This window comes from Variovorax sp. DAIF25, from assembly GCF_050711835.1.
GTDB lineage: Bacteria > Pseudomonadota > Gammaproteobacteria > Burkholderiales > Burkholderiaceae_C > Variovorax.
On the sequence record NZ_CP136636.1, the window covers coordinates 1,444,463 to 1,463,583 of the forward strand.

At 67.9% G+C, this 19,121-nt stretch carries 19 protein-coding genes and 1 pseudogene; 12 read left to right on the forward strand and 8 right to left on the reverse strand.

Going from position 1 to position 19,121, the window contains the following annotated elements:
• Positions 1-47: 47 nt before the first annotated feature.
• Positions 48-986 carry an SMP-30/gluconolactonase/LRE family protein gene (locus tag R0232_RS06585; protein WP_431511613.1) on the reverse strand — a complete coding sequence of 313 codons (939 nt, stop codon included), beginning with the start codon at positions 984-986 and terminating at the stop codon, positions 48-50.
• Positions 987-1,137: 151 nt separating this feature from the next.
• On the opposite strand from R0232_RS06585, the gene R0232_RS06590 reads away from it, so the two are divergent.
• Positions 1,138-1,914 (forward strand): SDR family NAD(P)-dependent oxidoreductase, encoded by a 777-nt coding sequence (locus tag R0232_RS06590; RefSeq protein ID WP_296781355.1) that lies wholly within the window; start codon positions 1,138-1,140, stop codon positions 1,912-1,914.
• An 18-nt stretch (positions 1,915-1,932) separates the two neighbouring features.
• Here R0232_RS06590 and R0232_RS06595 read toward each other — a convergent pair whose 3' ends face one another.
• Positions 1,933-2,892 carry a LysR family transcriptional regulator gene (locus tag R0232_RS06595; RefSeq protein WP_093353629.1) on the reverse strand — a complete coding sequence of 320 codons (960 nt, stop codon included), beginning with the start codon at positions 2,890-2,892 and terminating at the stop codon, positions 1,933-1,935.
• 146 nt (positions 2,893-3,038) lie between these two features.
• On the opposite strand from R0232_RS06595, the gene R0232_RS06600 reads away from it, so the two are divergent.
• From R0232_RS06600 to R0232_RS06645, 10 genes are all read left to right on the forward strand, one after another.
• Positions 3,039-4,505, forward strand: a complete 1,467-nt coding sequence (locus tag R0232_RS06600) for an aldehyde dehydrogenase family protein (RefSeq protein ID WP_431511614.1) — start codon at positions 3,039-3,041, stop codon at positions 4,503-4,505.
• 63 nt (positions 4,506-4,568) lie between these two features.
• Positions 4,569-5,534: an ABC transporter substrate-binding protein gene (locus tag R0232_RS06605; RefSeq protein ID WP_208514068.1), complete on the forward strand. Its 966-nt coding sequence runs from the start codon at positions 4,569-4,571 to the stop codon at positions 5,532-5,534.
• An 8-nt stretch (positions 5,535-5,542) separates the two neighbouring features.
• Entirely contained in the window at positions 5,543-6,613 is a 1,071-nt protein-coding gene (gene chvE / locus R0232_RS06610) for a multiple monosaccharide ABC transporter substrate-binding protein (RefSeq protein WP_208514067.1), read from the forward strand.
• Positions 6,614-6,651: 38 nt separating this feature from the next.
• Positions 6,652-8,178, forward strand: a complete 1,527-nt coding sequence (mmsA, locus tag R0232_RS06615; RefSeq protein ID WP_431512869.1) for a multiple monosaccharide ABC transporter ATP-binding protein — start codon at positions 6,652-6,654, stop codon at positions 8,176-8,178.
• Positions 8,165-9,373 (forward strand): multiple monosaccharide ABC transporter permease, encoded by a 1,209-nt coding sequence (gene mmsB / locus R0232_RS06620; RefSeq protein ID WP_431511615.1) that lies wholly within the window; start codon positions 8,165-8,167, stop codon positions 9,371-9,373. Before mmsA ends, mmsB begins: the two co-directional genes overlap by 14 nt.
• A gap of 3 nt (positions 9,374-9,376) precedes the next feature.
• On the forward strand, positions 9,377-10,906 hold the full coding sequence (locus R0232_RS06625) for a sugar ABC transporter ATP-binding protein (protein ID WP_431511616.1): 1,530 nt from the start codon (positions 9,377-9,379) through the stop codon (positions 10,904-10,906).
• Between the two features lie 292 nt (positions 10,907-11,198).
• Positions 11,199-12,245, forward strand: coding sequence for an ABC transporter permease (locus tag R0232_RS06630; RefSeq protein WP_431511617.1), 1,047 nt, complete (start codon positions 11,199-11,201; stop codon positions 12,243-12,245).
• Positions 12,242-13,267 (forward strand): galactofuranose ABC transporter, permease protein YjfF, encoded by a 1,026-nt coding sequence (gene yjfF, locus R0232_RS06635; protein ID WP_057594598.1) that lies wholly within the window; start codon positions 12,242-12,244, stop codon positions 13,265-13,267. Before R0232_RS06630 ends, yjfF begins: the two co-directional genes overlap by 4 nt.
• An 11-nt stretch (positions 13,268-13,278) precedes the next feature.
• A complete protein-coding gene (locus R0232_RS06640) occupies positions 13,279-15,018 on the forward strand; it encodes an IlvD/Edd family dehydratase (RefSeq protein WP_431511618.1) in 1,740 nt (579 codons plus the stop codon).
• A gap of 169 nt (positions 15,019-15,187) precedes the next feature.
• Positions 15,188-16,105, forward strand: a complete 918-nt coding sequence (locus R0232_RS06645; protein ID WP_395348788.1) for a dihydrodipicolinate synthase family protein — start codon at positions 15,188-15,190, stop codon at positions 16,103-16,105.
• A 16-nt stretch (positions 16,106-16,121) separates the two neighbouring features.
• Here R0232_RS06645 and R0232_RS06650 read toward each other — a convergent pair whose 3' ends face one another.
• Entirely contained in the window at positions 16,122-16,370 is a 249-nt protein-coding gene (locus tag R0232_RS06650) for a DUF3297 family protein (protein WP_057594601.1), read from the reverse strand.
• Positions 16,371-16,456: 86 nt separating this feature from the next.
• Between R0232_RS06650 and R0232_RS06655 the strand changes: the two are divergent.
• Positions 16,457-16,576: pseudogene (locus tag R0232_RS06655) on the forward strand (helix-turn-helix domain-containing protein); the annotation flags it as partial.
• A 218-nt stretch (positions 16,577-16,794) separates the two neighbouring features.
• On the opposite strand, the gene R0232_RS06660 reads toward R0232_RS06655, so the two are convergent.
• The 5 genes from R0232_RS06660 to R0232_RS06680 are packed head-to-tail and all read right to left on the reverse strand — an operon-like array spanning position 16,795 to position 19,084.
• Positions 16,795-18,036 carry a phage minor head protein gene (locus R0232_RS06660; RefSeq protein WP_431511619.1) on the reverse strand — a complete coding sequence of 414 codons (1,242 nt, stop codon included), beginning with the start codon at positions 18,034-18,036 and terminating at the stop codon, positions 16,795-16,797.
• The gene (locus R0232_RS06665; protein ID WP_431511620.1) at positions 18,029-18,343 is read right to left on the reverse strand and encodes a DUF4406 domain-containing protein; all 315 of its coding nucleotides are present in this window, start codon (positions 18,341-18,343) and stop codon (positions 18,029-18,031) included. Before R0232_RS06665 ends, R0232_RS06660 begins: the two co-directional genes overlap by 8 nt.
• Positions 18,343-18,546 carry a hypothetical protein gene (locus R0232_RS06670; RefSeq protein WP_431511621.1) on the reverse strand — a complete coding sequence of 68 codons (204 nt, stop codon included), beginning with the start codon at positions 18,544-18,546 and terminating at the stop codon, positions 18,343-18,345. The genes R0232_RS06665 and R0232_RS06670 overlap by 1 nt, the downstream gene beginning before the upstream one ends.
• Positions 18,543-18,752, reverse strand: a complete 210-nt coding sequence (locus tag R0232_RS06675) for a hypothetical protein (RefSeq protein WP_431511622.1) — start codon at positions 18,750-18,752, stop codon at positions 18,543-18,545. Before R0232_RS06675 ends, R0232_RS06670 begins: the two co-directional genes overlap by 4 nt.
• A gap of 8 nt (positions 18,753-18,760) precedes the next feature.
• The gene (locus R0232_RS06680; RefSeq protein WP_431511623.1) at positions 18,761-19,084 is read right to left on the reverse strand and encodes a DUF7681 family protein; all 324 of its coding nucleotides are present in this window, start codon (positions 19,082-19,084) and stop codon (positions 18,761-18,763) included.
• Positions 19,085-19,121 lie beyond the last annotated feature (37 nt).

Here is a 19,121-nt window from a genome sequence, read left to right on the forward strand (position 1 = left end):
GCGCCGGCATTGCAATCCCCCGTGCCCGTGGGGCCAGCAGGGTCGGGTCAGCCTGCGAACAGGCTCGCCGGTACACCCGGGCCGTCGATGCGCACCGCGAACAGGCCGCCGGCCAGCGGTTCCGACGCGAGCTGCGCTTCGGTGCGGCCGTTGCGCGCGGTCGAGATGTAGAGCGTGCGCAGGTCGGGCCCGCCGAAGGCGCAGTCGGTGACGTTGCCCGCGGGCAGCGCGATGCGCGCGAGTTCCCGCGCGCTCACCGGGTCGTGGCAGCTCACGCAGGCGCCGTCCCAGTGCGCGATCCACAGCCGGCCGGCCGCGTCGGTGGTCATGCCGTCGGGCAGGCCGTCGGTGGCGGGGAAGCGGTGCCAGAGGCGGCGGTTCGCCACCGTGCCGGCCTCCATGTCGAAGTCGTAGGCGTAGAGGTGGTTGAGCACCGTGTTGTTGAAGTACAGGGTGCGACCGTCGGCCGACCAGGTCGGGCCGTTCGTGACTTCGAAGCCGTCGTCGTGCCGGCTGCAGCGGCCGTCGCCGTCGTAGCGGTAGAGCGCGCCGGTGGGTGCCTTGCAGTCGAAGTCCATGCTGCCGCCCCAGAAGCGGCCGCGCGCATCGCACTTGCCGTCGTTGAAGCGGTTGCCCGCGCGCTCGGGCTCGGGCTGGTGCAGGTAGGCAGGCGCGGCGGTCTCGCTCTCGGGCGCCGTCGCGGGATCGAAGAAGGCGAAGCCGCGGCGCAGCGTGATCACCAGGCCCGGGGCGGCGGCGCGCTCGGCGATGGCCGTGATCTCCTCGGCGAAGTGCCAGGTCCGGCGCTCGCCGCTCGCGGGATGGAAGCGGAACAGCCGTGGCGTGAGGATGTCGATCCAGTAGAGCGCCTGCTCGCGCGGCGACCACAGCGTGCCTTCGCCGAGGTTGGCGCCGGCATCCCAGATGCATTCGGGCGTGCCGAGGATCGTCGGCGCGGGGAGGGGGCTTGTCTCTGCGGCGGTCATGGCGCGTGCCTTCTTTCTTGTGTGCCGGATGGCGGGGTCTTCTTGACGCCGCGGATCGTATCAAGGCATATTGATAACGGAAATCAAAAATAACTGTATGCATTGATATGCAATTTGCAATGCATCAAGACCACCCCGTCCGGAGACCTCCTTGACCGCTTCCTCCTCCCTCGCCATCCACCCCAGTCTCTCGGGCCGCACCGTGTTCGTCACGGGCGGCGGCAGCGGCATCGGCGCGGCCATCGTGTCGGCCTTCGCCGCGCAGGGCGCCAGGGTGGCCTTCGTCGACATCGCCGAAGCCGCCAGCGCCGAGCTCGCGCAGCGCATCGCGCAGGCCGGCCACGCGGCGCCCTGGTGGCGCGCCTGCGACGTGCGCGACATCGGCGCGCTGCAGGCCGCCATCGCCGATGCGGCGGCCGAACTCGGCGACTTCGCCGTGCTGGTCAACAACGTCGCGAGCGACGACCGCCATACGCTCGAGTCGGTCACGCCCGACTACTACGACAACCGCATGGCGATCAACGAGCGCCCCGCGCTGTTCGCGATCCAGTCGGTGGTGCCGGGCATGAAGCGCCTGGGCGCGGGCTCGATCGTCAACCTCGGCTCCACCGGCTGGCAGACCAAGGGCTCGGGCTACCCCTGCTATGCGATCGCCAAGTCCTCGGTCAACGGCCTCACGCGCGGGCTCGCGGTGGAGCTGGGCCGCGACCGCATCCGCATCAACACCGTCTCGCCCGGCTGGGTGATGACCGAGCGCCAGGTCGCGCTGTGGCTCGACGCCGAGGGCGAGCAGGCCCTGAAGCGCAACCAGTGCCTGCCCGACAAGCTCATGCCCGAGGACATCGCGCGCATGGTGCTGTTCCTGGCCTCGGACGATGCGCGGATGTGCACGGCGCAGGAGTTCACCGTCGACGCCGGCTGGACCTGAAGCCCGGCCGGCGGCCCCTCAGTCGATCTCGAGCTTGCGTCCGTAGACGCTCAGGCTCGCCGTCTTCAGCGCCTTCATCATCACCTTGGCCGCCGGCGACAGCAGCCGGTCGGTGCGCGTGATGATGCCGAAGGCGTCCATGTGGCAGGGCATGTCCAGCGGCAGCAGCGACACGATGCCGTGCGCGGCGTAGTAGCGCGCCACGTCGGTCGCCAGCACCGCCACCATGTCGCTCTGCTGCAGCATGCGCGTGATGAACAGCAGCGCCGAGCTCTCGATGGTGTTGATCGGCGGCTGCAGCCCCTCCTCCTGGAACATCAGCTCGAAGCGGTGCCGCAGCACGCTGCCGGCCGGCGGCACGATCCAGCCCTCGCCGACCACGTCGCGCAGCGTGAGGCCGCTCACGCCCAGCAGCGGATGGCCGGGGCGCACCAGCGCGCACACCGGCTCCTCGGTCAGCGCCTCGTAGCGCAGCTGCGACTTGTCGTGCTCGGCGAACAGCCGCGCCACCAGGATGTCGAGCTTGCCCTGCTCGAGCCGCTCGATCAGCACCGGGCTGGTCTCGATCTCGAGCGAGATCCGCAGGTGGGGCTGCTCGCGCTTGACCATCGCCACCGCGGGCGGCAGCAGCGTGAGGCCCGGCGCGGTGATCGCGCCCACGCTCACCTGGCCGAAGCGGCCGGCCTTGAGCGCGGTGAGCTCGTCGTGCGCCTGGTTCAGGCTCGCGAGCGCCACCCGCGCGTGGCGGATCATGGTCTCGCCGTACCAGGTCGGCCGCATGCCGCGCGGCAGCCGTTCGAACAGCGGCACCTCGAGCACGTCCTCCAGGTCCTTGAGCAGCTTGGAGGCGGCCGGCTGCGTCATGTTGAGCACCTGCGCGGCGCGGTGGATGTTGCCTTCCTCGGCCAGCGCCACCAGCAGCAGCAGCTGGCGCGTCTTGAGCCGCGCGCGGATAAACCAATGGGTGTAGTTCGTCATGAAGGTTGAGAACCTCGGTTCGCCCGGGTTTTCCAGAATGTCTCGATCGATATTCATTTTGTCGAAAAAATGATTGGATCGATATCCGTTTCATTCCTAGACTGCCGCCCACCCCCTACAACAACAGAGACAAGGTCGGCGCCACGGTGTTCCACGGCGAGATCCATCAGAACGTGCGGCAGTACATCAACGGCCGCTGGGAAACCAGCGCGACCACCGGTGTGAGCACCAATCCCTCGGACACCAGCGAAGTGGTGGCCGAGTACGCACGGGCCGACCGCCGCCAGACCGACGCGGCGATCCGCGCCGCCTCCGACGCCTTCCCCCACTGGAGCCACAGCACGCCGCAGCGCCGCGCCGACGTGCTCGACCGCATCGGCGCCGAGCTGCTGGCGCGCAAGGACGAGCTGGGCCTGCTGCTGGCGCGCGAGGAGGGCAAGGTGCTGCCCGAGGCCGTGGCCGAGGTGGCGCGCGCGGGGCAGGTGTTCAAGTTCTTCGCGGGCGAGGCCTTCCGTGGCGGCGCGGGCGCCGGCGGCGGCGAGAGCCTCGCCTCGGCGCGCGCGGGCGTGCAGGTCGACGTCACGCGCGAGCCGCTCGGCGTGGTCGGCCTGATCGCGCCCTGGAACGCGCCCTTCGCGGTGCCGGCCTGGAAGATCGCGCCCGCGCTCGCGCACGGCAACAGCGTGGTGTTCAAGCCGGCCGAGCGGGTGCCGGCCTGCGGCTGGGCGCTGGCCGAGATCATCAGCCGCGCCGCGCTGCCCGCGGGCGTGTTCAACCTCGTGATGGGCAGCGGCCGCGAGGTCGGCCAGGCGCTGGTCGACAGCCCGCACGTCGACGCGCTGAGCTTCACCGGCTCGGCCGCCGTCGGCGAGCGCGTGCTGCGCGGCGCCACCGCGCGCCGGGCCCGGGTGCAGCTCGAGATGGGCGGCAAGAACGCGCTGGTGGTGCTGGCCGATGCCGACCTCGAGCGCGCGGTCGACTGCGCGGTGCAGGGTGCCTACTTCTCGGCCGGCCAGCGCTGCACGGCCTCGAGCCGGCTGATCGTCGAGGCCGCGGTGCACGACGCCTTCGTGGCGCGGCTGCGCGAGCGGCTCAAGGCGCTGCGCGTGGGCCATGCGCTCGAGCGCGGCGTGGAGATCGGCCCGGTGGCCGACGCCGAGCGGCTCGCGGGCCACCTCGCCTGGGTCGACATCGCGCGCACCGAGGGGGCCGAGCATGTCTGGGGCGGCGAAGCGCTGGAGCGCGCCACCGCCGGCCACTACATGAGCCCGGCGCTGTTCCTGGCCGAGCCCGGCCACCGCATCGCGCGCGAGGAGATCTTCGGCCCGCTGGCCTGCGTGCTGCGCGCCACCGACTACGAGCATGCGCTCGCGCTATGCAACGACACGCCGTTCGGCCTGTGCGCCGGCATCTGCACCAACTCGCTGAAGCACGCGATGCATTTCAGGCGCCATGCCGAGGTCGGCATGACCATGGTCAACCTGCCGACCGCGGGCGTGGACTTCCACGTGCCCTTCGGCGGCCGCAAGGGCTCGGGCTACGGCCCGCGCGAGCAGGGACGCCATGCCGCCGAGTTCTACACGCAGGTCAAGACCGGCTACATGCTGGCCTGACCCGCACCCAGGTCCCCCTAAGGTTTCCGACCAGCAGCCCCCATCCACAACAGGAGACGACCCATGACCATGAACCGCCGCACCCTCAACGCCGCGCTCGCCGCCGCCGCCCTCGGCGGTCTGCTGCCGGCTTCCGTCCTCGCGCAGAAGAAGCTCGTGCTGGGCTTCGCGCAGGTCGGCGCCGAGAGCGAATGGCGCACCGCCAACACCGAGTCGATCAAGGCTTCGGCCAAGGAGGCCGGCATCGAGCTCAAGTTCTCCGACGCGCAGCAGAAGCAGGAGAACCAGATCAAGGCGATCCGCTCGTACATCGCGCAGAAGGTCGACGTGATCGCCTTCTCGCCCGTGGTCGAGTCGGGCTGGGACACGGTGCTGCGCGAGGCCAAGGCCGCCAAGATCCCGGTGGTGCTGACCGACCGCTCCGTCAACAGCAAGGACGACACGCTCTACGTGACCTTCATGGGCTCGGACTTCGTCGAGGAGGGCCGCAAGGCCGGCCGCTGGCTGGTCGAGAAGATGAAGGACCAGAAGGGCGAGGTCAACATCGTCGAGCTGCAGGGCACGGTGGGCTCGGCGCCCGCCATCGACCGCAAGAAGGGCTTCGAGGAAATCATCAAGGCCGACCCGAAGTTCAAGATCGTGCGCTCGCAGACCGGCGACTTCACGCGCGCCAAGGGCAAGGAGGTGATGGAAGCCTTCCTCAAGGCCGAGGGCAAGAAGATCAGCGTGCTCTACGCGCACAACGACGACATGGCGATCGGCGCCATCCAGGCCATCGAGGAAGCCGGCCTCAAGCCCGCGAAGGACATCGTGATCATCTCCATCGACGGCGTGAAGGGCGCCTTCGAGGCCATGATCGCCGGCAAGCTCAACGTCTCGGTCGAGTGCAGCCCGCTGCTGGGCCCGCAGCTGATGCAGGCGGTGAAGGACATCAAGGCCGGCAAGACGCTGCCCAAGCGCATCGTGACCGAGGAGGGCATCTTCCCGATGGAAGTGGCCGCCAAGGAATTCCCGAACCGCAAGTACTGAGGACCACCATGAAGCGCAACCTCCTCAAGGCCGCCGTGGCGGGCCTCGCGCTCGCCGCCGCCGGCATCGCGCCGCTGGCCCGGGCGCAGGACAAGGGCCTGATCGCGATCTCGATGCCCACCAAGTCCTCGGCGCGCTGGATCGCCGATGGCGCCAACATGGTCAAGTACTTCAAGGAGAAGGGCTACAAGACCGACCTGCAGTACGCCGACGACGACATCCCGAACCAGCTCGCGCAGGTCGAGAACATGGTGACCAAGGGCTCGAAGGTGCTGGTGATCGCGGCCATCGACGGCACCACGCTGTCCGACGTGCTGCAGAAGGCTGCCGACAAGGGCGTGAAGGTGATCGCCTACGACCGGCTCATCAAGGGCTCGAAGAACGTCGACTACTACGCCACCTTCGACAACTTCCAGGTCGGCGTGCTGCAGGCGCAGTCGATCGAGAAGGCGCTCGACCTCAAGGCCGGCAAGGGGCCTTTCAACATCGAGCTGTTCGGCGGCTCGCCCGACGACAACAACGCCTTCTTCTTCTACAACGGCGCGATGTCGGTGCTCGACCCCTACATCAAGAGCGGCAAGCTGGTGGTGCGCAGCAAGCAGATGGGCATGGACAAGGTCGGCACCCTGCGCTGGGACGGCGCGGTGGCGCAGGCGCGCATGGACAACCTGCTGTCGGCCTTCTACACCAAGGAGCGCGTCGACGCGGTGCTCTCGCCCTACGACGGGCTGTCGATCGGCATCCTGTCCTCGCTCAAGGGCGTGGGCTACGGCTCGGGCTCGCAGGCCATGCCGGTGGTGTCGGGCCAGGACGCCGAGATTCCCTCGGTGAAATCGATCCTGCGCAAGGAGCAGAGCTCGACCGTGTTCAAGGACACGCGCGAGCTCGCCAAGGTCACGGTGGCGATGGTCGACGCCATGCTCTCGGGCAAGACGCCCGAGGTCAACGACACCAAGACCTACAACAACGGCGTCAAGGTCGTGCCCTCGTACCTGCTCAAGCCGGTCAGCGTCGACGGCAGCAACTGGAAGCAGGTGCTGGTCGACAGCGGCTACTACAAGGAAAGCCAGGTCAAGTGAACGAGCGCGACGCGCACGGCGGCGGCACGATCCTCGAGATGCGCGGGATCACCAAGACCTTCCCGGGCGTGAAGGCGCTGAGCAACGTCAACCTCGCGGTGCGCGCGGGCGAGATCCATGCGGTGGTGGGCGAGAACGGCGCCGGCAAGTCCACGCTGATGAAGGTGCTCAGCGGCGTCTACCCCTGCGACTCGTACGACGGAGAGATCCTGTTCGAGGGCGAGCCGCGCCGCTTCCGGGGCATCGCCGACAGCGAGAAGCTCGGCATCATCATCATCCACCAGGAGCTCGCGCTGGTGCCGCTGCTGTCGATCGCCGAGAACATCTTCCTCGGCAACGAGATCGCGCGTGGCGGCGTGATCGACTGGTTCGCGGCCTATGCGAGGACGCGCGAGCTGCTCGCCAAGGTCGGCCTGAAGGAAGCGCCGACCACGCTGGTGACCGACCTCGGCGTGGGCAAGCAGCAGCTGGTGGAGATCGCCAAGGCGCTCGCGAAGGAGGTGCGCCTGCTGATCCTCGACGAGCCCACCGCGAGCCTCAACGAGACCGACAGCGACGCGCTGCTGCGCCTGCTGCTCGAACTCAAGCGCCAGGGCATCGCCTCGATCCTGATCTCGCACAAGCTCAACGAGATCGCCAAGGTGGCCGATGCGATCACCGTGCTGCGCGACGGCGCCACGGTCGAGACCATGGACTGCCGCGCCCAGCCGATCAGCGAGGACCGCATCGTGCGCGGCATGGTGGGGCGCGACATGGCGCACCGCTATCCGCCGCGCGAGCCGAAGATCGGCGAGACGGTGTTCGAGCTGCGCGACTGGCGCGTGCACCATGCGCAGCATGCCGACCGCGAGCAGATCCACGGCGTGAGCCTGCGCGTGCGCCAGGGCGAGATCGTCGGCATCGCGGGCCTGATGGGCGCGGGCCGCACCGAGCTCGCGATGAGCGTGTTCGGCCGCTCCTACGGTCAGCGCATCAGCGGCGAGGTGCTGATGCACGGCAAGACGGTGGACGTGAGCACGGTGCGCAAGGCGATCGACCACGGCATCGCCTACGTGACCGAGGACCGCAAGGGCCTGGGCCTGGTGCTCGAGGAGGAGATCCGCAAGAACGTGAGCCTCGCGAACCTCGACGCGGTGGCCGACGGCCTGGTGATCGACCCGGGCCGCGAGTTCCAGGTGGCGAACGAGTACCGCAAGGCGCTCAACATCCGCTGCGCGGGCATCGAGCAGCCCGTGGTCAATCTCTCGGGCGGCAACCAGCAGAAGGTGGTGCTGAGCAAGTGGCTGTTCACGAAGCCCGAGCTGCTGATCCTCGACGAGCCCACGCGCGGCATCGACGTGGGCGCCAAGTACGAGATCTACACCATCATCGACCGGCTCGCGCGCGAGGGCAAAGGCATTCTCATGATCTCTTCCGAACTGCCGGAGCTGCTCGGCATGTGCGACCGCATCCACGTGATGAACGAGGGGCGCTTCGTCGCCGAATTGACGGCCGCCGAGGCCACGCAGGAACGCATCATGCACGCCATCGTGCGCGCGGGGAGCACGGTCCATGTCGCAGCCTGAAGCGCAGGCGGTGACCGCCGCCGTGGCCGCCGAGCCCAGGGGCCTGCACGCGGGCTTCCTCAAGAACAACCTGCGCGAATACGGCATGCTGATCTCGCTGGTCGCGATCATGGTGCTGTTCCAGGTGCTGACCGACGGCACCCTGCTGCGGCCGCTGAACCTCACGAACCTGCTGCTGCAGAACAGCTACGTGGTGATCATGGCGCTGGGCATGCTGCTGGTGATCGTGGCCGGCCACATCGACCTGTCGGTGGGCTCGGTCTGCGGCTTCATCGGCGCGCTGGCGGCGGTGCTGATGGTGGAGTACGAATGGCATTTCGTGCCGACCGCGATCGTGAGCATCCTCGCGGGCGCGCTCATCGGCGCGGCGCAGGGCTGGTTCGTGGCCTTCCGCAAGATTCCCTCGTTCATCGTCACGCTCGCGGGCATGCTGGTGTTCAAGGGGCTCACGCTGGCGCTGCTCGCGGGCCAGTCGGTGGGGCCGTTTCCCGAGGCCTTCCAGCGCCTGAGCTCGGGCTTCATTCCCGACCCGCTCGGCGGCGCGGCGCTGCGCACCACCTCGCTGGTCGTGGGCGCGCTGGCCGCGGTGGCGCTGGTCTTCTTCAAGCTGCGCGGCCGCGCGAAGCTCGCGGCGCACGGCATGGCGCAGGAGCCCTATGCCTTCTTCCTCGTGAAGAACCTGTTCTTCGCGGCCATCATCCTGTTCTTCAGCTACCTGCTGGCCACCTACAAGGGCCTGCCCAACGTGCTGATCGTGATGGCGGTGCTGATCGTGGCCTACGACTTCGTCACCAACCGCACCACCATCGGCCGGCGCATCTATGCGCTGGGCGGCAACGAGAAGGCGGCGCGGCTGTCGGGCGTGAAGACGCAGCGCCTGGCCTTCCTCACCTTCGTGAACATGGGCGCGCTGGCGGCGCTCGCGGGCCTGGTGTTCGCGGCCCGGCTCAACACCGCCACGCCCAAGGCCGGCCTGGGCTTCGAGCTCGACGTGATCGCGGCCTGCTTCATCGGCGGTGCCTCGGCCTCGGGCGGCGTGGGCAAGGTGATGGGTGCGGTGATCGGCGCCTTCATCATGGGCGTGATGAACAACGGCATGTCGATCCTCGGCATCGGCATCGACTACCAGCAGGTGATCAAGGGGCTGGTGCTGCTGGCGGCGGTGTTCATCGACGTCTACAACAAGAACAAATAGCCCATGACCGAATCAGCGATCTCCGCGCCCCTGCCCGTGCTCGCGCTGCGCGGCATCCGCAAGCAGTTCGGCGGCATCGCCGTGCTCGACGACGTGCAGCTCAAGCTGTACCCGGGCGAGGTGCATGCGCTGATGGGGCAGAACGGCGCGGGCAAGTCGACCCTGATCAAGGTGCTGACGGGCGTGCTGCCCTCGAGCGGCGGCGAGATGTTCCTCGACGGGCAGGCGATCCATCCGGCCTCGCCGCTCGATGCGCAGAAGCTCGGGATCAGCACGGTCTACCAGGAAGTGAACCTGTGCCCGAACCTGTCGGTGGCCGAGAACGTGTTCGCGGGCCGCTATCCGCGCCGCGGCGCGCTGCAGGGCTTTCGCATCGACTGGCGCGCGGTGAACCGCCGCGCGGAGGAACTGCTCGCGCGCATCGGGCTCGAGATCGACGTGACGCGCTTGCTGTCGAGCTATTCGGTGGCGGTGCAGCAGATGGTGGCGATCGCGCGCGCGCTCGGGGTGTCGTCGAAGGTGCTGATCCTCGACGAGCCGACCTCGAGCCTGGACGACGACGAGGTCGAGAAGCTGTTCGAGGTGCTGCGGCGGCTGCGCGCGGAGGGCATGGCGATCGTCTTCGTGACGCACTTCCTCAACCAGATGTACGCGGTGTCCGATCGCATCACGGTGCTGCGCAACGGCCACTGGGTGGGCGAATGGAGGGCGGCGGACCTGGGACCGCAGGCGCTGATCGCGGCGATGCTCGGGCGCGAGCTGGCGGCGCAGTCGGCGCGGCCCGCGGCGTTGCCGGCCTTCGACGAGACGGCCCCCGCGCTGCTGCAGATCGAGGGGCTGGCACAGGCCGGCCAGCTGCAACCGACCGACCTGCGCGTGCGCGCCGGCGAGGTGGTCGGCATCGCGGGCCTGCTGGGCGCGGGCCGCACGGAACTGGCGCGGCTGTTGTTCGGGCTCGAGACGCCCGACCGCGGGGTGTTGAAGATCGAGGGCCGCACGCTGAGCTTCTCGAACCCGGCCGATGCGATCCGCGAGGGCTTGGCGCTGTGTCCCGAGGAGCGCAAGACCGACGGCATCGTGGCCGAACTGTCGGTGCGCGAGAACATCGCGCTCGCGTTGCAGGCACGGCTGGGCACGCGCAAGTTCCTCTCGCATGCCGAGCAGACGGCGATGGCCGAGCGCTTCGTGGCCTCGCTGGGCATCAAGACGGCGAGTGTCGAAACCCCCATCGGCCTGCTCTCGGGCGGCAATCAGCAGAAGGCCATGATCGCGCGCTGGCTCGCGACCGAGCCGCGCATCCTGATCCTCGACGAGCCCACGCGCGGCATCGACGTGGCGGCCAAGCAGGAAATCATGGAAGAGATCCTGCGGCTCGCGCGAGCGGGGATGGCGGTGATCTTCATTTCTTCCGAGATGAGCGAGGTGGTGCGGGTCGCGCATCGCATCGTGGTGCTGCGTGACCGGAAGAAGGTGGGAGAGTTGCCGGGTGGGGCCACCGAGGACGAGGTGTACGACATGATTGCTGCGGCATGAAAGCTCGTTCGATGTCTTGTTCGGGGCGGGCACGCGCCGATGGGGTACTCCCCTCCGCGAATGTCCCCCGGCCTTCGGCCTCCTCCTTGATTTCGCTGCGGGGAGTACCCCATCGACGCGCGCCTGGACACGGCCGTGGAACCGGCCGCACCGCCGCTGCGCTCCTCGTGCACAGGGCAGTGGGTGCTTCCCGCAGCGAAATAAAGGAGGAGCCGAAGGCGGGGGACATTCGCGGAGGGAAGTACCCGCTGTCCTGTGCACGCGCCCCAGCCCTCCAGCAGAGAACCCCCCAATGACAACGACAAAAAGCCGAGTGCACAAAGCCATGCACCACCGCCTCACCTGGCCCCTGGTGACCCTGTTCCTCCTGCTGGCCATCAACACAGCCTTCAACCCCAGCTTCCTCCATCTGGAATGGAGAGAAGGCCACCTCTACGGCAGCCTCATCGACATCCTCAACCGCGCCGCCCCCCTGGTGCTGGTGTCGCTGGGCATGACCCTGGTCATCGCCACCCGCGGCATCGACATCTCGGTCGGCGCCGTCGTGGCCATCGCGGCGGCGCTCGCGGCCTGGATGATCGGCGGCTCGGTGGCCAGCGACGTGAGCCGCTTTCCCATGAGCCTGGCCATCGTGGCGGCCATCGGCATCGCGCTGCTGTGCGGCCTGTGGAACGGCCTGCTGGTCGCCAAGGTCGGCATGCAGCCGATCATCGCCACGCTGATCCTCATGGTGGCCGGTCGCGGCATCGCGCAGCTCATCGCCGACGGCCAGATCATCACCATCTACTACAAGCCCTTCTTCTTCCTTGGCAGCGGCTACCTGCTGGGCCTGCCGTTCTCGCTGTTCATCGTGGCCACCGTGTTCGTGCTGCTGTATCTCGCCATCACGCGCACCGCGCTGGGCCTGTTCATCCAGGCCGTGGGCATCAACCCGACGGCCGCGCGCGTGGCGGGCGTGCAGGCGCGGCGGCTGATCGTCGGGGCCTATGCCTTCTGCGGTGCCTGCGCGGGCGTGGCGGGCCTGCTGATCAGCTCCAACGTCAAGAGCGCGGACGGCAACAACGCCGGCCAGTTGATCGAGCTCGACGCGATCCTCGCCGTGACCCTCGGCGGCACCGCGCTGACCGGCGGGCGCTTCAGCCTCGTGGGCAGCGTGATCGGCGCGCTGATCATCCAGACCTTGACCTATGCGATCTACTCGCTCGGCGTGCCGCCCGAGATCAACCTCGTGGTGAAGGCCGGCGTGGTGTTCGCGGTGATGCTGCTGCAGTCGCCCGAGTTCAGGGCCGAGATACGGGCGCTGGTGCAGCGGCCGGCGCATGACGGAGCCAAGGCATGAGCGCCGTGATCGAGGCGGCACCGCAGTCCTCCGCCGTGCGCACAGGGGGGAAGGAGCGCAGCAGGCTCAATCCCAAGTACCTGCCGCTGGCCGCGACCATCTCGCTGTTCGTGCTCGTCGCCACGCTGGGCTCGGTGTTCTACGACGGCTTCTTCTCGGCTCAGGTCTTCCTCAACCTGCTGATCGACAACGCCTTCCTGATCGTCGTCGCCGTCGGCATGACCTTCGTGATCCTCTCGGGCGGCATCGATCTTTCGGTGGGCTCGGTGATCGCGCTCACCACCATGGTGTCGGCCGCGCTGGTGGAGAAGCACGGCTGGAGCCCGGCGGTCGTGATCCCGCTCGTGCTCGCCATGGGCACCGCCTTCGGCGCCTTCATGGGCCTCCTGATCGAACGCTACCGGCTGCAGCCCTTCATCGTCACGCTGGCCGGGATGTTCCTCGCGCGCGGCCTGTGCTACCTGATCAGCATCGACTCGATCAGCATCACCAACGAGTTCTACACCGAGGTCTCGCAGATCCGCATTCCGATCTGGGGCGAGGCCTCGATCTCGCTGAGCGCGGCGATCGCCGTCGGCGTGCTGCTGGCCGCGGTCTTCGTCGCCCACTGCACGCCCTTCGGCCGCGCCGTCTATGCCATCGGCGGCAGCGAGCATTCGGCCATGCTGATGGGCCTGCCGGTGCGCCGCACCCTGATCGGCGTCTACACCCTTTCGGGCTTCTGCTCGGCGCTGGCCGGCGTCATCTTCACCTTCTACATGCTTTCGGGCTACGGCCTGCATGCCGTGGGCCTCGAGCTCGACGCCATCGCGGCGGTGGTCATCGGCGGCACCCTGCTCACCGGCGGCGTGGGCTATGTCGCCGGCACGCTGTTCGGCGTGCTGATGCTCGGGATCATCCAGACCCTGATCTCCTTCGACGGCACGCTGAGCTCGTGGTGGACGCGCATCGTCGTCGGCGCGCTGCTGTTCGTGTTCTGCCTGCTGCAACGCTTCTTCACCTCGCGCGCCCCGCGCCGCTGATCGACCTCCCCATGACCCAGAAGAAATTGCGCTCCGCCGAATGGTTCGGCTCGGCCGACAAGAACGGCTTCATGTACCGCAGCTGGATGAAGAACCAGGGCATCCCCGACCACGAGTTCGACGGCCGGCCGATCGTCGGCATCTGCAACACCTGGTCGGAACTCACGCCCTGCAACGCCCACTTCCGCAAGATCGCCGAGCACGTCAAGCGCGGCATCTCGGAGGCCGGCGGCTTCCCGGTCGAGTTCCCGGTGTTCTCCAACGGCGAATCGAACCTGCGGCCCACCGCCATGCTCACGCGCAACCTCGCGAGCATGGACGTCGAGGAAGCCATCCGCGGCAACCCGGTCGATGCCGTGGTGCTGCTGACCGGCTGCGACAAGACCACGCCCGCGCTGCTGATGGGCGCCGCGAGCTGCGACATCCCGGCCATCGTGGTCACGGGCGGGCCGATGCTCAACGGCAAGCTCGACGGCCGCAACATCGGCTCGGGCACGGCCGTGTGGCAGCTGCACGAGTCGCTCAAGGCCGGCGAGATCGACCTGCACCAGTTCCTCTCGGCCGAAGGCGGCATGTCGCGCTCGGCCGGCACCTGCAACACCATGGGCACGGCCTCCACCATGGCCTGCATGGCCGAGGCGCTGGGCACCTCGCTGCCGCACAACGCGGCCATTCCCGCGGTCGACGCGCGGCGCTACGTGCTGGCGCAGATGTCGGGCATGCGCGCGGTCGAGATGGCGAAGGAGGGCCTGACGCTCTCGAAGGTGCTCACGCGCGAGGCCTTCGAGAACGCCATCCGCGTCAATGCCGCCATCGGCGGCTCGACCAATGCCGTGATCCACCTGAAGGCGATCGCGGGGCGCATCGGCGTCGAACTCGAGCTCGAGGACTGGACCCGCATCGGCAGCCACACGCCGACCATCGTCGACCTGATGCCCTCGGGCCGCTTCCTGATGGAGGAGTTCTACTACGCGGGCGGCCTGCCCGCGGTGCTGCGCCGCCTCGGCGAGAACGGCCTGCTGCCGCACCCGGGCGCGCTCACCGTCAACGGCCGCTCGCTGTGGGACAACGTGCGCGACGCGCCCAGCCTCGACGACGAAGTGATCCGCCCGCTCGACAAGCCCCTGATCGCCGACGGCGGCATCCGCATCCTGCGCGGCAACCTCTCGCCGCGCGGCGCCGTGCTCAAGCCCTCGGCGGCCACGCCCGAGCTGCTCAAGCACCGCGGCCGCGCGGTGGTGTTCGAGAACCTCGAGCACTACAAGGAGCGCATCGTCGACGAGTCGCTCGAGGTCGACGCCAGCTCCGTCCTCGTGCTGAAGAACTGCGGCCCCAAGGGCTACCCCGGCATGGCCGAGGTCGGCAACATGGGCCTGCCGCCCAAGCTGCTGCGCCAGGGCATCAAGGACATGGTGCGCATCTCCGACGCACGCATGAGCGGCACCGCCTACGGCACCGTGGTGCTGCACGTCGCACCCGAGGCGGCCGACGGCGGGCCGCTGGCGGCGGTTCGCGACGGCGACTGGATCGAGCTCGACTGCGATGCCGGCCGGCTGCAGCTGGACATCGGCGACGAGGAACTGGCCGCCCGGCTGGCCGCGCTCGGGCCCTCCGACGCGCAGCCCATGAGCACGCGCGGCGGCGGCTACCAGAAGCTCTACGTGAACCACGTGCTGCAGGCCGACGAGGGCTGCGACTTCGATTTCCTGGTCGGCTGCCGCGGCGCCGCTGTGCCGCGCCATTCACACTGATGAATTCGGGAGCGGACAGCCGAACGCAGAAGGAAGACAAAAACTACGCAGAGGTCGCAGAAGGGAGAAGAAAAATTTTGGAGTTCCTTCTGCGACTTCTGCGCAACCTTCGCGACTTCTGCGTTCGGCTGCCCGATCCCGTTCCGATGACCCACAACCGCCTCACACCATGACCCCCCGATACCGCGGCATCTTCCCGGTGGTGCCCACCACCTTCGACGAACAGGGCGCGCTCGACCTCGAGAGCCAGAAGCGCTGCGTCGACTTCATGATCGACGCCGGCTCCGACGGCCTGTGCATCCTGGCCAACTTCTCCGAGCAGTTCGTGCTGTCGGACGAGGAGCGCGAGGTGCTCACGCGCACCGTGCTCGAGCACGTGAAGGGCCGCGTGCCGGTGATCGTGACCACCACCCACTACAGCACCCGGGTGTGCGCCGAGCGCAGCCGCCGCGCGCAGGACATGGGCGCCGCGATGCTGATGGTGATGCCGCCGTATCACGGCGCCACCTTCCGCGTCCCCGAGGAGCAGATCTTCGCGTTCTATGCGCGGCTGTCGGACGCCGTGGGCATTCCGATCATGGTGCAGGACGCGCCGGCCAGCGGCACCGTGCTGTCGGCACCGTTCCTCGCGCGCATGGCGCGCGAGATCGAGCATCTGGCCTATTTCAAGATCGAGACCGCGGGCGCGGCCGCCAAGCTGCGCGAGCTGATCCGTCTGGGCGGCGACGCGGTCGAGGGCCCGTGGGACGGCGAGGAGGCGATCACGCTGATGCCCGACCTCGACGCCGGCGCCACCGGCTCGATGACCGGCGGCGGCTATCCCGACGGCCTGCGCCCGATCCTGGTGGCGCACCGCGAGGGCCGGCGCGAGGAGGCCTTCGCGCGCTACCAGCAGTGGCTGCCGCTGATCAACTACGAGAACCGCCAGGCCGGCCTGCTGGCCTGCAAGGCGCTGATGAAGGAGGGCGGCGTCATCGCCTGCGAGGCGCCGCGGCATCCGCTGCCGGCGCTGCATCCCGAGACGCGCGCGGGACTGATCGAGACCGCGCGGCGGCTCGATCCGCTGGTGCTGCGCTGGGGGCGCTGAAGAACTACTGCCGCGCTCAGCGGTAGTAGACCTCGACCGTGCCCTTGAGCTTGAGCAGCAGCGGATGGCCCTTGCGGTCCACCGTCTTGCCGGCCGGCACCTTGATCCAGCCTTCGCTGATGCAGTACTCCTCGACGTCGAGGCGTTCCTTGCCGTTGAAGCGGATGCCGATCTCGTGCTCGAAGGCCGTGGGCAGGTGGAAGGGGCTGCGCGCGTCGGTCGAGAGGCGGTCGGGCAGGGGCGGGCGTTCGGTGGCGTCGGTCATGGCAAGGATTGTCGGTCGAAGGGGCCGGCCGCGGCAGTGGGCGCGCGGCGGCGTGCAATGATAGTGGCCGACCGACCCCCGCCCCCATGAGACCCGACCTGGATTCCCTTGCGCTGTTCCTGCGCGCCGTCGAATGCGGCAGCCTCTCGAAGGCCGCCGCCGAGAGCCACATGGTGCTGTCGGCCGCAAGCCGGCGCATCGCGATGCAGGGGGGGGATGTTTACTCTGATCCAGAAGAAAAAGGCCGAGAAAACAGAAAAAACGGCCTGAAATCAAGGGCTTACGGCGAATCGAGCAAATCGACGCCGAACGTTTAGTTTGATCCAGTAGCTGACCAAAGCGCGGCGCGTTTTGCCCGAAAAATGCCCGCCAACTGCCCGAACTCTCGCGACTCCTGCACCAGAAACCGCCCGATCGGGGCGACTCAATCAGCCGCTGAGATCGCTTTCGGCAGCGAGCCGACCAGCAGATCGTAGGCAGCGGCATCGCCAAGAGCGGATGCGGTGGCCTTCCCCAGCTCAACAACCTGCGCGGCTTGCCCGAACTTCGTTTGCTGGTTGAGGCGAATGGTAGCCACGGGCAGATCGCCGTCAATCAGTCCCTGCGACACCAACAGCAGCGAACCCGAGGCCTTCTCACGCAGCACCGCTCGGTAGTTGCGCAGATTCGAGGGCAGATCATCCACCCAGGACGCCGGCCAGGGCGCAGCAGCTCCCAGAGCACGAGGATTCGCCACGGTCACGGCCGTGGACGACAGCGCGAGGTCCGGCACGGCCTGGGCGAGACCGTTGAGGGTCGAGCTGTCGAGGTAGCCGGCGATCGCGGGCTCGGGAGCGGCCTTCACAGCATTTTCCAAGGGCTTGCGAAGCGCCTTGAAATTGGCATTCATCACCTCTTCAAAGGCTGGCGTGATCGTCTTGTCCGTGACGATGCCCTGCAGCTCGCGCGGCAGACGGGCCAGCTTCTGGCCAAGGGCGACTTCGGGAGCTAGCCACGCCTGCCCGACGTTGTGATCCCAGCCGGGATCGATGCCCACGGGTACGCGGTCCTTGATCTCGCCGTCGCGGGTGATCACTTCGCGGGTCTTCATCTCGAAAGGAGGCGACACCTCCAGCTCTTTCCGTTCGAGGTCAGCCTGACTGTAGGCACGCACGGTGCAGCGGCAGCCCCACCCGTTCGGCGGGTAGTGGGTTTGATAGAACGGGCTATCGATGTGGAAGATCAGGCCGTTCCACTGCCGGTGCAATGGGCGCACGCGGGAATCGCCGGCCGTGCGGTACTGCAGGTAGGGGCGGCGGTCCTTGCCGGCCTGGAGCTGCTTCCAGCGGCCGGCCATGCGGGCCGAACGCATGTTCGCGTCGAAGATCACCGAGGTGCGCCAGCCGCGCTTTCCCTTGTACTGCCAACCGTGCTCCTGCACCGCCTTGTCGAAATCCTTGCGGAAGTCAGTGATGGTCCGGCCGTTCTCCAATGCACCGATCAGCGAGCCTTGAATGTCGCGCACGAGATCAGCTTTCGTGGTGCCCGCGATCGTGAAGACCTTGCCGTGCACCGGGCCGGCCAGATCGTCATGCGCCTGACTCGTCTCGGGCAGCTTGCCCTTGAGGTAGTCGATGGCCTCGGCGAACTTCACGCCGAAGCTGCCTTGGACCGCCAGATCAGCCATCAGCACGCTCCGATGCGAAGGTCTCGGCGTCGTAGACATTCAGGTGCAGATCGGCGGCGAGCCGCGCTTCGATCCTCGCTCCCGGAGACAATCCCCATCCGGGCAGAAGCGCAACCGCATCACAGGTCACGAGCTGGGCGATGGCCATCCGCATGTATGCGCGCCAGGACTTGCAAGGCGGTTCCGGGTTTTCGGCCGGATTCTCGACGTGGTGACCGAGCGCGCGTAGGCGAGCGGCCATCGCGTTGAAAGCCGGATAGTTGCTCTCGGGGAGGCCGGTCATCGGCCCAGCGATGTAGACGCGCATCAGTACCCCATCTTTCGCCGCACGTTGGCCGGCGCATGGCCGAAATGGAAGCCGTTGCAGAAGCTGCAGCGATACGGTGTGAGAAGGCCCTGATAGCCTTTGTTGCGATGCAGGGTGGAAATCGCGGCACGCGCGTCCAATTCGCTTGCATAGCGCTGCTTGCCGGTGCATTGCTTGCGGCGAATGGCGCGCTTGCTGCTCACCCGATGTCCTTGGGCGCGTGGATGGTGATGTCGCGGTTCTTGCCACCTTCGATATGGATTTCACCCTCCGGCTTGTGGCCGTTTGCTTCCATCATCGCCAGCGTGAGCGATACGAAGGCGCCGGTCACGATGCACAGCGCCTGGGATGGACTTTCATCGACGAGACGCATCAATGCCGTCTCGAAGGTTTGCGCGGGATCGGTCATGCCCACGGCTAAATCGCCGGCTGGGCCACGGCGCGAATCATCGCCATGATGCCGGTCTGGATGTCGGTCTTGCCGATTGCGGCCCAGCGCTGCGGCTCGGCTGCTTGGAACCGGCGCAGCTCGACGCATTCCGGACTGCTTTCGTGCTCGGGCGCCTTCTTCGAGGCCTTCGCGGCTGCGGCCTTCACCTCGGCATCGGTGCTCAGGCGGCCGGCGAGTTCCGTCTGCAGGGCGAGCAGCTCGGCACCCTTCTCCTTGATGCGGTTCATCAGGTCGATCTCCTCTTTCGAGAGGTCGCGATAGCCCTTGATGAGGGTGTGTTGGTCTTTCATGCAGGCTCCGATGATCAAAAAGGTCATCGTCCTCCCA

Coding starts and splice junctions, on each gene's coding strand:
- R0232_RS06585 (WP_431511613.1), bottom strand. CDS start 986: ATGACCGCCGCAGAGACAAGCCCCCTCCCCGCGCCGACGATCCTCGGC.
- R0232_RS06595 (WP_093353629.1), bottom strand. CDS start 2,892: ATGACGAACTACACCCATTGGTTTATCCGCGCGCGGCTCAAGACGCGC.
- R0232_RS06605 (WP_208514068.1), top strand. CDS start 4,569: ATGACCATGAACCGCCGCACCCTCAACGCCGCGCTCGCCGCCGCCGCC.
- chvE (WP_208514067.1), top strand. CDS start 5,543: ATGAAGCGCAACCTCCTCAAGGCCGCCGTGGCGGGCCTCGCGCTCGCC.
- mmsA (WP_431512869.1), top strand. CDS start 6,652: ATGCGCGGGATCACCAAGACCTTCCCGGGCGTGAAGGCGCTGAGCAAC.
- mmsB (WP_431511615.1), top strand. CDS start 8,165: ATGTCGCAGCCTGAAGCGCAGGCGGTGACCGCCGCCGTGGCCGCCGAG.
- R0232_RS06625 (WP_431511616.1), top strand. CDS start 9,377: ATGACCGAATCAGCGATCTCCGCGCCCCTGCCCGTGCTCGCGCTGCGC.
- R0232_RS06630 (WP_431511617.1), top strand. CDS start 11,199: ATGACAACGACAAAAAGCCGAGTGCACAAAGCCATGCACCACCGCCTC.
- yjfF (WP_057594598.1), top strand. CDS start 12,242: ATGAGCGCCGTGATCGAGGCGGCACCGCAGTCCTCCGCCGTGCGCACA.
- R0232_RS06640 (WP_431511618.1), top strand. CDS start 13,279: ATGACCCAGAAGAAATTGCGCTCCGCCGAATGGTTCGGCTCGGCCGAC.
- R0232_RS06645 (WP_395348788.1), top strand. CDS start 15,188: ATGACCCCCCGATACCGCGGCATCTTCCCGGTGGTGCCCACCACCTTC.
- R0232_RS06650 (WP_057594601.1), bottom strand. CDS start 16,370: ATGACCGACGCCACCGAACGCCCGCCCCTGCCCGACCGCCTCTCGACC.
- R0232_RS06660 (WP_431511619.1), bottom strand. CDS start 18,036: ATGGCTGATCTGGCGGTCCAAGGCAGCTTCGGCGTGAAGTTCGCCGAG.
- R0232_RS06665 (WP_431511620.1), bottom strand. CDS start 18,343: ATGCGCGTCTACATCGCTGGGCCGATGACCGGCCTCCCCGAGAGCAAC.
- R0232_RS06675 (WP_431511622.1), bottom strand. CDS start 18,752: ATGACCGATCCCGCGCAAACCTTCGAGACGGCATTGATGCGTCTCGTC.
- R0232_RS06680 (WP_431511623.1), bottom strand. CDS start 19,084: ATGAAAGACCAACACACCCTCATCAAGGGCTATCGCGACCTCTCGAAA.